The sequence below is a fragment of the Legionella nigrisilvae genome (genome assembly GCF_977063395.2).
On the sequence record NZ_CDRUGZ020000042.1, the window covers coordinates 177,100 to 190,144 of the forward strand.

Below are 13,045 nucleotides of genomic sequence, written 5' to 3' on the forward strand. Positions count from 1 at the left end.
TCAAATCTTTTGCTATCGCCCAAAATCATAATTTTTTAACTATAATTCAATTAAGTTGTTTCATAAGTGTGGTTACCATGTTAAATAATCACGAAGTTATATCTCTACATAAAATTGTGCCAAGTTACATGCAACAGGTTCCGGAACTCATTCATGGATGCTTTTTATGTAAACCTGATTCGGAAACCGAAATTCTTGCTCGCACTGCTAATTTCTCACTGATTTGTGATATTTCACCGATTGTAGACGGACATTTAATGATTACCTCTAATACCCACATTGGGTGTTCCGGAGAAATCGATCCTATGCTTCGTGAGGAATATTTAATCTTAAAAAAAGTCGCAGGTGAGATTGTACAAACAGCTTATGGTGCTGCGGCGTATTACGAGCATGGTCGAGCTGGCCATTGTTCAACCATAGTCAATACCGCAATAAAATGTGATCATTTTCATTTGCATGTACTCCCCCTAAAAGTATCCATTAATTCTGAGTTGGAAAAATTATTTATCCAAATGGAATTAGAACAATATTCGCAAATTTTTCAATTTTTTGAGCGATACGGGAGTTATTTATATTTCGAGGATTTTTCAGGTCATATCAATATATACCCAGCTTCTGACAGCCAAGTAGAGTCACATTTATTGCGAACTTTAATTTGCAATAAAATTGGCTATCCTGAGCGCTCAAATTGGGAAACACATACCAATTTAGATTTAGTAAATAAAGCCATTGAAAATTACATGCCTATTCTTAATAGGTTAGCCAAATGAATAAAGACATTATTTATTTAAATCATGGTTCAACTTCATTTCCGAAGCCCCCAGAAGTGATCAATGCTATTGTAGAATTAATGCAGACCATGGATAGCTGTGCAAAACGGGCCAGCAGCGAGCATCAGATCAAACCGGATAAAGGGATTGCACATGCCCGGGAAAACATTGCCGAATTTTTCAATATCCCTAGTGTGGATCATATTATTTTCACCTTGAATGCTACTTTTGCAATAAACCAAGTGCTACTAGGGTTTATTAAAAATGAAGATCATGTAATTTACACGGATACGGAGCATAATTCAGTCATTCGTCCATTACATTATTTGCAAGATTGCCGGCATATCGAATTGAGCCGTATTCCTTGTGATCTCAAGGGCGAGTTACAATTGGATGTGTTACCGCAACTTATAAAAAGTAATACCAAGTTAATTATCGTTAATCATGTATCGAATGTCACCGGGAATATTAATCCAATTGAGGACGTCATAAAAATAGCGCAGCAATTTAATGTAAAAGTTGCAGTTGATGCGTCACAATCTGCCGGAATTTTACCCATTGATGTGGAGCAAATAAATTGCGATTTTTTATTTGTAACCGGTCATAAAAGTTTACTGGGGCCTTTTGGCATTGGTCTGGCCTACATTCGAGATACGAAATGTGTCGATTCAGTGATCACTGGCGGGACGGGCACAAATTCAGCCCCCTTCTTTCATCCCATTGTGGCGCCAGAAAAATTTGAGGCAGGAACTCCAAATTATATCGGAATCGCTGGCTTAGCCGCAGGAATTGAATATATCAAGCAACAAAATCTTCAAACCATGTTTGCTCATAAACAAGCGTTAAATAGCAAATGCCTCGCTGGTTTGAAACGATTTGATCGAATAAAAATTTATGGCACTGAGGACTCTGAAAAGAAAATACCCCTTATATCATTTTCCGTGAATAACATGTTGCCTTCACACATTGGCGCGTTGCTTTCCGATAATTATAATATTATTGTTAGAACAGGGTTGCATTGTGCTCCACTGATCCATAAGGCATTAAAAACATTTCCAAATGGTACTGTGAGAGTAAGTCTGGGCTATTCGAATACAAGTGAAGAAATTGATCATTTTTTAGAAGCAATTGAGCGAATAATAACTTCATGACAGCACAAGTGCTTAGCAATAAAACAATCTTTATTTTTTGGGCCCCTTTGTTATTTTTATGGCTGGTGCTCGCTTTTGAATTTCCTCTATTAACCATAATAATTACGTACCTGCCCGATAAACAACTTAATTTAGCTGCATTCGGTCTTGCCTACTCCTTATTCTTGCTCGCAGAATCACCATTATTAATGTTCAATACAGTGGCTATAAAGCTTATAAAAAATAAACAGTCTTATGAAAAAGTTAGAAATTTCTTCATTTACGTAGTAAGTTTTTTATTAATTTGCATGATGCTGTTTGTATTGACGCCTCTGTATCAATATTTATTCATCACAAGATTATCATTCGATAGAACTATTGCAGTTATTAGCCAACATGTAGTTACAATTCTTCTTCCTGCTTTTGCTATTGCGGGATTTAAAGCTTTTTATCAAGGAATATTAATTTCTCGAGATAAGCAGCCCATCATATTTTATGCGATTATTTTTCGATTTATATCGAGTGTAGTTACTGCGGTGTGTCTGGCAAATTTTAGCTCTTTAAACAGTGCTTATGTGGCGGCAATTGGGTTCTCGATTGGTTTGTTCGTTGAAGCGACAATAACTCGTGTGTTTGCCAGAAAACCCATCCATGGAATCTTTGAGGTGAAATCCTCTTATAAGCTTTCCTATTATAGAATTTCACATTTCTATTATCCGTTAATTATAACCACCGTAGCCAGTATTATAACCACTCCTATTATTACCATTTTTCTGAATTATGGCCTGAACCCAACCCTGTCACTAGCTGTCTTTCCGGTTATCAATGGGTTTATTATGATTTTTAAATCAACTGCAATGTCGTTGCAGAACGTAGTTATTTATTTTTTAAATCTTAGTGAGGAAAACAAGTTACAGTTAAAAAAGTTTTTTGCTCTTATCACTCTTATTATGTTTGCAGTTTTATTTGGAATTATTTTTACCCCTCTATTAAATATTTATTTAACAAAGATCAACGTACTGCAATCTGATCTGTCTCAAGCTGCAGTTCTACCATTAAAAATATTAATCATCTATCCTCTATTGACATTACTCGTTATTTGGCAGCGTTCTGTAATAATTCATCAACTGAAAACCCATGTATTAACATGGTCTGTTTTTGCGGAATTAATTGGGTTAGTTCTCCCACTCGTTTTATTCTATAATTTTTATCCAATGAATGGGCTGCTCAGCGCCTCTATAGCACTAATTATAGGACGAGTGTGCAGCAATATTCTTCTATTTATTGCACAAACCAGGATCGATTCACTCTCCCACCACACCCCTAAATACTAATCACTATTTACTAAAAGTGCCCCAAAATATTTCATTCTTTCTTTTTGGGTATTTAATTGACAACATTAATTTTAAAGGTACTATAACAGATTTTGGATGGCTAGCGCTTAATATATCTAGTCTTTACAAGGAGTAATCAATATGTATTCCAATTTAGAACAACTTAATAATAATGATGAGTCTGGATCAAGTACCTTTACCCTATTGTTCTTACTTGCTGGCCTTACGATGATGACCTATGCGATTGCAAGAATCGCTGAATCTAACAATCACCTAAACTATGAAAATCGTTTTGCGCGGATATTAGCTGGTTTTTTATTGCTTATGACGCGAATGATGCATACCAAAGGGGGAGACTTAGAACTTACTGATACCCAAAAACAACTCATTGCAGTAGGCCCACATAGAACGGGCTGGGAAGCAGTTGTTGTTGCCTCAAAAATAAAAGGCACACCCCCACGTTTTTTTGCAACAGATGCTTATAATAATATACCCGGGGTGAAGGGATTTTTAAAAATGTTTCATGCAATACCCGTAGAGTCAAAAGCTACTAAAAGTCAGGCTGGACGTCCTGCTAATGCCGGTGCGTTAGAGGAGGCGAGTAAAGCGCTTAATGAAAATGGCTGCGTCGCGCTGTTTCCCCAAGGGAATTTTTCACGATTAGGTCAAGAACCACCTAGAGTCTACACGGGTGCAGCCCGACTTGCATTGATGAATAAAGTACCTATTCATGTGATTCGACTTGATGGTTTTTGGAGTTTGCAAAATCCAGTCATTCCTTTATTTGTTCGTAATAGCGCATATTACCGGGCATTTATGTCTGCGTTTCACATGAACAATGTACGAGCTACATTGTGCTCCGTGATCGATTTTCATCTAAAACCGGAGAACGATAGTTTAAGCGAAGAAGCAAAAATCGAAGAAATATGTGCTCAACTTTATGCTTATTATCGTCATACACAGGAACTTACCCCTAAGCAAATTGCTACGATTAAAGAAGAAATATCGAAAAAAACTCATTTGCTCATTTGGAACAATAAAGTCAAACAAGATGATTTAGGAAAACAGCTCTCAAATTTAAAGAAAGAAGGTAAGGAGCTGGAAGAGCAAACTTTAACGTCAATGAAATTGAGTTCAGTATAGCAATTAAGCACTGCATATTTGCTTATCTACAACTAATTGTATCCAGGGTGAAGGCGTAAGCCTGAACCCCGGTTTTTTTTGCTGAATTTCCCGGATTACGCGTCATTTTTCCGAGCTCCTATAGGCCCCGCCCCGGAACAATTAACAAAATTACTTTTAGTAAAAGATTCATCCGTTCTGTGTTGAAATTCCCGTACTATTGAATACACTTAATAAGAAAATTATTAAAAATATTAACTATAATTACAGGATGTTAGCAAGAACCTACTAGATATTAATAAGGATGTTATCACATGAAAAAAAATATAGTTTGCGCAGCATTATTTAATTTAATCTGTACTCAAGTATATGCTGTTCAAACTTCAGATACGATTTCCGAAAAAATATCTACCCGTGCAAAGTCGGCTCAGTCCCAAAAAACAAACGCTATAACAAAACCCCTGTCACTTGAAATCAATTGTGATTATCGAATTTCTGGGGACACTCAAAAAATTGATAAAAACTTAATCATAAATTGGGCAAAATATGCTGTACTTCATTCTTTTAATTTTGATTTTCCATCCTTTGATGCGCAGATGAAAAATTTAAGAGCATGTTATACAGAAAATGGATGGATTGGTTTTACTAATGCATTAAAAGAATCAGGAAATATTAATTCAATTAAAACCCAAAATCTAACAGTGAGCAGTACTTTGGATGGAGAAGTCCAAGTCATTGATGATCAGGAAAATCAATGGAAAATAACGGTTCCTATTAAAGTTTTTTACAAGAATGATCAAGAAGAGGTAACTCATTTTCTCAATGTGTACATCATCATTAGCTGGAGAAATGCATTTAAACTTGGAATTGTGCAAATGATCACCACCCCACGTTCCGCCTCAATATCCATAAAAGCTTCATCACTTAGAGAGGCGATGAGAAGTCTTTCTTGGGGCGTGACTGATCAAATAAACACTTTGGAAAACCTAAAAAAAAGGGGGGCTGCATTTCTAAGTTCTTTATTCATATCTGATCCAAACATCATCTTTTCTGAGATGGATAGAGCCTTAAATCAGCCCGGTTTGTGTTTAAAATCAGAACACAGTAATATCAAATTTTTTCAGAATATTATTGAAGCACCAAATGATCAAGGCTTCGATGAGGGTAGAGTAAACCATATTCAGGTAGCACAATTAACTTCCGAAAATTATAAAAAAGATGTTGAAGAGGAATCTATTGCCACACCTGTCCTTGCATATGGATATGAATGGTTTAATAATCACTTTAGCGCTAATAAATCAGATATTTTTGATACGAAATGGCCTCAATTACTCGCCTATTTTAAAAAAATCGAATCCGCCCAATTTTATTCCGCATTGAGTGATTTAGATAATTTAAAAATGATTAAAACTCAAAACCCAGTCAATCAGCAAAGAAAAAAAGAATCCCCTCTTAAAAATCAAGCAGGGACTTCCTTACCATTACACATAGCTCATCCAAATAATAAGAATCAAATTAACCAGCTATTTAATATTAATTTAACTTTAGGGAAGAAAATGAGTGGGGAGCTTGTCATTTTACAAATGAAAACCATTCCGAGTGTACTTCCTTTATCCTCCAATCGTGCTTCGCCTTTGGCATCCAATATGAATTTATTTTCTAATCGAAGAGCTCCGACTCAAAAACTACTGCAAGATAATAAAATACAACTCGCTCAAAATGGGACACCTTCGAAATCCTCTAAAATCCCTCAAATGACCTATAATAAACCCTCTGAGGAATTAAAAGGATCAGAGATAATTAATTGTGATTATAAAATTCCTGAGGAGATGACCAAGGTTGATGAAGATCTGATAATAAAGTGGGCAGAATATGCCACAACTCAATCTTTTGATTTTAATTCCTTATCGATACCCTCTCAATTAAAGAAATTAGAGTCCTGTTATACTGCAACTGGCTGGGAAAATTTTAAAAGTGCTTTAGAGAAATCAGGAAATATTGAGGCGATTCAATCACAAAATTTTACTATGACCAGCAAGGTTGATGGCCAAATTAAACTCATTAAGACGAAAAATAATCAATGGAATATAGAGCTTCCCTTAAAAGTTGTTTATCAAAACAAACAAATCAACGTAACTCAATTCCTGAATGTTAATTTAACGATGGTACGTAAACTGAGTGGTGAATTTGGAATTATGCGAATTGTTGCCGCGCTCAAAGACTCGGTAAATAACAATACCGCAACAAACAATCAATCTCCAGTAGCTCAATCTAATCAACCCAGCTTAAACAATATGCATTCATCTGCTCTAGCACCACAAAAAACAGCAGACTTTATCGATTGTGATTATAAAAGTCCTAATGGTGTAGGAGATATTAATCAAGCCACAATTTTAGCTTGGGCTGAATATGCTACCACTAAATCATTTAATTTTGATTCGGAGGCCATAGATAACCAATTGCAGAAACTGCAATCTTGCTATACGGAACAGGGATGGAATGAATTTATAAATGCCCTTGAAAAATCAGGAAACATACAGGCATTTAAGACCAAAAAACTAAGTGCAATAAGTCAAATAGACGGGCCACCTCAACTCATTGACTCGAGATATAATCAATGGACACTCACCCTTCCTTTAAAGATTAATTATCAATTTGAAAATGGTAATGTAACGCAATTACTTAAGATTGATTTAACTATAGGTCGGAAGAGCAATGGTGAGCTAGGAATTATACAACTTAATTCTACCTTACGGTCCTAACAGGAGGACAGCGTAGTGAATCTGACAGTCAGACTTGCTTGTCCGGAGGTTGCAACGGAATAAAATCCCATAAAAGCAACCCCACTACATTAGATAGTGGGAGTTTGTCTGCAAAACAAGCCAGCTACCCAGTCAAAAGGAGAATTTTTTTTCCTAAATTACTCGGGGTAACAATATATATCACCTTCACCAGCAACCCCTGCATGTAGAACCACTGCATTGACACCCACAATATTAGTTTGCTCTCTTAAACATCGATAACCCGAATAGGTATAATAAAAATTACCTTCAGGTACGGGTTTTTCAATGGTATAAATATGTTTCTCCGTATTTACTACAATAGGCACACTTTGCCAGGATTGGGTTTGCGTCACAATCACACTGTCTGCGGTGGCAACCGTACTTAATGCAGTGAGGCATGTAGAAATCAGTAATTTTTTCATTTGGTTCCCTCCAAGATGGACTTCTTTTGTGTCTAATATTTATAGAGTAGTCTGATTAATGCGAATAGCAAATCAGAAACCCATAAAGAAATTATCTCCCCCATTTTGCATTTTTATCACACAATCCGACATGCTCGCTCAACTCCAGGTAAACGTAACTCTTTATCCAGAGGAAACTTATAGTTTCGAATTAAACTCATCATTGATATTTCGAATACAGCTCCTTCATAGAGTTTTGAATTTAAGGTCTCTCCACCCAATAAGGTCATTCTTTTTCCATTAAAACGAGCATTAAAATATTTTTTCCAAAATCCTTCAGAGCCAGGTTGGATCAACATATGAATGCCCTTATTTATTTTTAGAGCATACTCAATGGCTCTGGATGTAAGTATACTTCCTAACCCAGAACCTCTTTTATTGGAGATAACATAGAGCTGCGCTATTTCTATTAATTCTTTATTTTCCAAGTTCAACGAAGAGCTGATTTGCACATATCCATATAGTTCATTTGTTACTCTATCTCGGGCTGATATACGGATATCTTCGTTTTGCAAGTAAGTTACTTCAAATTTATATCTCGCCATACAATAAGTTACAATTTAAGTCTATTTTTTGCAGACTACCTTATGCTCATAATTTTTAAAATAGGTCTCATCAAATTTGATTTTTTATCAAATAAATCCGGGTAGTATCACCATAAATGTATGTATTAGAGGAATATTCTAATTTTTTAACATGCCAGGAGGAGTTAACATTTTTTGAATTTCACCAATATGCATTTCTTCTTCCTGAATCATTTTTCTGGCAAACTCTTCAATCAATACCGATTTTTTTTCTGCATGCTGCAATAATTGATAATACAAATCCAAACCCTGTTTTTCGTGCTCCAGAGCCTCTTCTAAAATATTCCCAATATTATGCTGATGAGTTTCTAATAATTTGCCAATTTTAAGCGAGGGATGCTGGGAAAAATGCGTGATAAGCTCGCCTAACAAATGAGCATGAGTTAAACTTTCTTGGGCCTGCTCACGCATCCATTTACAGATAGGAATGCGATTAAAGCCAAAGACCATAAAGGAATAATGGGTATAACGTACTACACCTGCCATCTCCAACTCTAATAATGTATTTAGAATTTTTAGGATAGCACCATCTAGAGACTCAGTTTCGGGCCTTTTATAGTCCATTTTTATGACCTCGTGTTTGACTTATCTAAGAGTATAGAATAATTCCCCCAAAAAAACTCAAAGCAAAATCACCCGCCCTTGTCAAAATTGAATAACAAAATTCAACAAACATAAATTTAGTACAGGTTTTTGATTCCCCTTACTGTCACGAGCTTTGATGAATCTCCATTAATTGCATATAATTTATACAAACGTTTCTTTATTTGCTCAACATGAAATCATTAAAAGAACTTTTTAAAAAGAAATCATCGGGAAAACAAAATAAATTAACCACGAAGTCTTCCGATGACGAACCTCTCAGCACAAGTAAGCCTCTATTTACACCAACAAAACCCACTTATGACTTTTTCTCACATCCAGAAATGAAGGATTTGGCACAAGTTGGCAAAACAAAAGCATTGGGTTATTTGCCCCTCAATACGATCCGTGAGTCTGGATTTGAACCCTTTCAAGTGCATCAGTTGTTGAAAAAGAGAGGACTAAAACTTTTTATTATCCCAGTTCCTACCGATGATGAATTTTATGCCTATGACTCGAATAAAAATAAATACATCCATATGGCCGATAAAAAAGAATACAAAGTAATCCCCAAGGGTGGATTTTTAAGTATACGTTATGGAGCTCTTGTAGCATACGATGAAGAAGCAATAAAAGCCCATTTAAAAGAAAATGATAGCCTAATCACTGAAGAAAATAGCAAGGAATCAAACCCTGAAGATTATTGGCCTACCGAAGCCGCAGAGTTCGTTAATATGTTATTTCGAAAAAAAGCCGAATCCGCATTAATGAATAATTTTGTGCGTAAAGTTTTTGAAGAAATGCCAACCCTACCCAGCTCGAACCTTACCCTAAAATAGTACAGTTTGATTTCATTTTTCGTTATTTAATAAAGTACCCACCCTTTTCTGTAAAAAAATAGCAATATATGTTATTATTTTTTCCAAATTTGAATCGCAAAGTCATTCTATGTACAGTAAATATCCCCAATTTTTTCAAAATGAAAAAGAAAACTCAAGTTCAGGTATTAAGTTTTCAAATGTTATAAAAACATCGCCCGATATTTCCAATTTGTATCGAGGGGAGGAGAATCTCCCCTCTGTCATTTTTGGAATTCCCACCCTTCTTATGGGTATTTTTGGAAGAGTTTACCCCGAAGTTATAACTATTGAAGAGATTAAACAGCACAAATTAACAAATCTTTCCAATGATTTTCACATGGTAAGTATGTCTGAAAATCCTCAAGTTGCACTAGATTGGGGACAAGGATGTTTTATTACAATTGACCCTACTTTGTTCCGTACTTTTGCTGTAGATCTTCATGCAACATATCGTCACAATAACCTCAACCTTCCTGGGCGGATGGAGCGGGAAACAGAGCATGTGGCCTTAGCTGTACCCTATTGCAGTATAAAAAAAATTACAATCAACAAAAAAGAAGTCAATAATCCGTTCTATGTAGCTATTTCTAGTGATAATCAAGAAGCGATAAAAGAATTCCATGGTCTCTACTGCCAGTTTGTTTCACTTTTAAGAAATAAATACGCGCAGAAAATAGACCATCACGATGAACAATTAGCGCTCCGAGAATATGTTACCGCTTATCTTGAGTTTTATGCCAAGCACAGTGGAATTGACAATCCTTTTAACAACACACTTCAAAAATTGGTTGAACTCCATCCAGAATTTATGGGCTATTTTTTCCAATCAAATCCGCAAGAACCCAAAGCGGATTTGATGAAAGACCGTGCTGTTATTGCTTCTGATGATTTATTCAAAAAACACTATTACACTCAATCACTTGATGAGCTTATATCCCATCGAGCCAAAGAAGCAGTAACCTATTACGATGATGATTGGGCGAAACCAATTTATGACTAATAGCACTTGTGCTAGGAGTTAAAGCGCAGTAAGTAGGTTGAGTCAAACAACTCACCTACCTTGCTATGCTTATTGTTAAAAAAGATACTGTAAACCAAGTGCTAGAGAATAGTTTTTATTGGATAAACCCGCGGAATTAAGTTCATAACCGTTTTCACCCGTATCATTATCTGTTATTTCGGTATCGGCGCGGCCATTCGAATAATGGTTGTAGGAAGCCTCAACAAAAACTTTCGCGTTAGGTGTTACAAAATAACCAGAATTAATCGTTGCCGCATAATATCTAAAGTTAGTTCCATGCTCGTCAAACGTGATGTTGCGAGCATAATGCTCGTCGTGATCCCGCGCTGAAACCCAATTACTAAATTTTAAAAGTGCATTAAATTCAAAATTATGAATGAAATATTTTCCAGCTACACCCACATAAGGAGTTCTAAATTTTTGTTGGTAGCCAATTCCAGCTTGAGTACTAGGAAAACAACCAATCTCGGTTCCGTTATTGTATTGATAACAACCACCAATCGCTCGCCAACGGAAAGAATCCCATTGATACCCAGCAGCCAAGCCCAATTGATAATCTGATTTTTGCATGAGCCATGCTCTTAAACTTAAATCAAATTGATTGGCATAATTTAGATGAGTATCGTCATGATGCGACCAATGGGTCCACGCTTCTTGATTAGGGTTGAACCAATCATAATCATCCATAGCCGCCTTATTTTTTGCTATTGTGGTCCAGCCTCGTCCATTCATGCTAAGCCACCCGAGTAAATCATAATTTAATTCCCCATTAATTATTGCAGCATTTTTTATGCGCCAATCGAGCTGGCTTAGCTTAGTATTTGTTTTTGGATAATAAACATATTCGTGAGCCGTTCCGGAAAGTATTCCTACGGAGGTACTTAATGATAAGCCATTCAAATTGTAATCAGCAGCATAGGTAGGGAGCGAATACGTAAAAGATAAGGAGGTCAGAGCCAACATAACTATTTTATTGTTCATTTTTTTTCCTAGTTAGGGCCGGCAATCCCTGCAGCAATATGATTATCAAAAAATCAAACGAAATTATTGTAATTCACAATGTCCTTGTCAAGAACATCATTTAAAAGAATTGACCACAACCTGGATAATCGAATTCCATCTTGACCTTGTTGCTGAATGTAGTATGCACCTATGAAGTACCAGCCTTTTTCTTTTGAAAGAAAAGTGGCTGTGGGAGCATGACCCTGAAGTAGCTCGCAATCGTATTATTAAGAGAGTTATACAAAGAACGATTTTTAAGGAAGACAGCTCTGATTTTTCCAGCGAAACCAGGGTTTTATATTGCGGGAACCTTAAGGCCTAAAAGTTTCCCCAGGCTCCGAAGAAATTTCAAAAAAAACACCGAGACTTCTTCTCTCTTTTTCAAGAAAATCCATAAATCCCTTATATATTTTTTTGTCGCCAAATTGAGGATCGACCACTTCAAACTGCCCATCGCATTTCTTACCTAATAAGGTATGGAGTACTCCAGTATTGATGACAATTAGCGCGGTCATTCCGTCAGGAAAATCAGCTTCGCTCATTCCTACAAGAGTTACTTTTTTTCTTGTGGAAACATCGGTCTTAAACAATGAATAGAGTGAGGTTATAAGTGTGTTTTTTGAGTATTTATTGAGTGAAGCTTTAGATAGCTCTCGAATTTCAACTCCAATTGCATCCAGGTTATGTTTGCGGAAGTAATCCACGATCTTTTCGGGTGAGGCGACTTTTCCCGGTTCTAGCCAAATTTCTTTATATATTTCCAATTCTTTGCTTGGTGTGTAATCACTTGGTTCAATCTTCCCTCGCTCCAAAAGTATTTTCATTATCGCCCTTGCTGTACACGAGTTTTTAAATTTTTGGGTGTCTATCGAAGGTTCAATACTATCGAGTTTTGCTTTAAGTTTAGGATTATCGAGTACAAATTGCGCTATTTCATCAGAGCTTACTACTAGCTTTAAAAAACTTCGATAATCCAGCATGTCTGAAAAATCATCCATAGTTAAGAGCAATTTTATGGTATCTGGAGAAACATTTTTCATTCTTCCTAGAGTAATGATTCCATCAAGCGGTTTAGCATGAGTACTATGAATCGCCTTAAATCGACTTGTAAATCTCTCCAGATTGGCTTCATTTAATGCAATGCTGGCATCTTTACCGAAGTTGAAATCAATGCTTTTATAGATATTTCGACTGTATTCAATATCATTAAGCGTCATATCAGGAAATTGCGTTGCAGTAATATTCAAAATCATAGCAATCACCTCCTGGGATTCATTATAGAACAAATTGAGCCTATAAAGACCGATAAAGTGTTTAAAAAATGCTCTTTTTATTGTTCTTAACTTAATTTCCATATAATATTGGGTTATAATTAATCGTTTTGATTTTTTTTTAC

The 13,045-nt window shown here is 35.9% G+C and carries 12 protein-coding genes; 7 read left to right on the forward strand and 5 right to left on the reverse strand.

All coding sequences use genetic code 11. The features are described 5' to 3' along the window. Positions 1-77: 77 nt before the first annotated feature. The 5 genes from ACWTE2_RS29275 (at position 78) to ACWTE2_RS29295 (ending at position 7,118) form a co-directional block, all read left to right on the forward strand. Positions 78-770 carry an HIT family protein gene (locus ACWTE2_RS29275; RefSeq protein ID WP_454785511.1) on the forward strand — a complete coding sequence of 231 codons (693 nt, stop codon included), beginning with the start codon at positions 78-80 and terminating at the stop codon, positions 768-770. Beyond that, positions 767-1,921 carry an aminotransferase class V-fold PLP-dependent enzyme gene (locus tag ACWTE2_RS29280; protein ID WP_182392577.1) on the forward strand — a complete coding sequence of 385 codons (1,155 nt, stop codon included), beginning with the start codon at positions 767-769 and terminating at the stop codon, positions 1,919-1,921. The genes ACWTE2_RS29275 and ACWTE2_RS29280 overlap by 4 nt, the downstream gene beginning before the upstream one ends. Then, the gene (locus tag ACWTE2_RS29285; protein ID WP_454785512.1) at positions 1,918-3,234 is read left to right on the forward strand and encodes a hypothetical protein; all 1,317 of its coding nucleotides are present in this window, start codon (positions 1,918-1,920) and stop codon (positions 3,232-3,234) included. The genes ACWTE2_RS29280 and ACWTE2_RS29285 overlap by 4 nt, the downstream gene beginning before the upstream one ends. 141 nt (positions 3,235-3,375) lie before the next feature. Continuing rightward, a complete protein-coding gene (locus tag ACWTE2_RS29290) occupies positions 3,376-4,377 on the forward strand; it encodes a lysophospholipid acyltransferase family protein (RefSeq protein WP_454785513.1) in 1,002 nt (333 codons plus the stop codon). 293 nt (positions 4,378-4,670) lie between these two features. Beyond that, positions 4,671-7,118, forward strand: coding sequence for a DotI/IcmL family type IV secretion protein (locus ACWTE2_RS29295; RefSeq protein WP_454785514.1), 2,448 nt, complete (start codon positions 4,671-4,673; stop codon positions 7,116-7,118). 158 nt (positions 7,119-7,276) lie between these two features. Here the strand turns inward: ACWTE2_RS29295 and ACWTE2_RS29300 are convergent, their stop codons facing one another. From ACWTE2_RS29300 to ACWTE2_RS29310, 3 genes are all read right to left on the reverse strand, one after another. Beyond that, positions 7,277-7,561 carry a hypothetical protein gene (locus ACWTE2_RS29300; RefSeq protein WP_454785515.1) on the reverse strand — a complete coding sequence of 95 codons (285 nt, stop codon included), beginning with the start codon at positions 7,559-7,561 and terminating at the stop codon, positions 7,277-7,279. Between the two features lie 116 nt (positions 7,562-7,677). Next, complete coding sequence (locus ACWTE2_RS29305) at positions 7,678-8,145, reverse strand: GNAT family N-acetyltransferase (RefSeq protein WP_454785516.1); 468 nt, start codon at positions 8,143-8,145, stop codon at positions 7,678-7,680. Between the two features lie 138 nt (positions 8,146-8,283). Beyond that, complete coding sequence (locus ACWTE2_RS29310; RefSeq protein WP_454785517.1) at positions 8,284-8,748, reverse strand: ferritin-like domain-containing protein; 465 nt, start codon at positions 8,746-8,748, stop codon at positions 8,284-8,286. A 212-nt stretch (positions 8,749-8,960) separates the two neighbouring features. Here ACWTE2_RS29310 and ACWTE2_RS29315 point away from each other — a divergent pair, with 212 nt between their 5' ends. Continuing rightward, the gene (locus ACWTE2_RS29315; RefSeq protein ID WP_454785518.1) at positions 8,961-9,605 is read left to right on the forward strand and encodes a hypothetical protein; all 645 of its coding nucleotides are present in this window, start codon (positions 8,961-8,963) and stop codon (positions 9,603-9,605) included. A 109-nt stretch (positions 9,606-9,714) separates the two neighbouring features. Further along, a complete protein-coding gene (gene lart1, locus ACWTE2_RS29320; RefSeq protein WP_454785519.1) occupies positions 9,715-10,626 on the forward strand; it encodes an NAD(+)--arginine ADP-ribosyltransferase Lart1 in 912 nt (303 codons plus the stop codon). Positions 10,627-10,701: 75 nt separating this feature from the next. On the opposite strand, the gene ACWTE2_RS29325 is transcribed toward lart1, so the two are convergent. Together ACWTE2_RS29325 and ACWTE2_RS29330 are read right to left on the reverse strand one after the other, a co-directional pair. Continuing rightward, positions 10,702-11,628, reverse strand: a complete 927-nt coding sequence (locus ACWTE2_RS29325; protein WP_454785520.1) for an omptin family outer membrane protease — start codon at positions 11,626-11,628, stop codon at positions 10,702-10,704. Positions 11,629-11,960: 332 nt separating this feature from the next. After that, positions 11,961-12,902: a dehydrogenase gene (locus ACWTE2_RS29330; RefSeq protein ID WP_454785521.1), complete on the reverse strand. Its 942-nt coding sequence runs from the start codon at positions 12,900-12,902 to the stop codon at positions 11,961-11,963. Positions 12,903-13,045 lie beyond the last annotated feature (143 nt).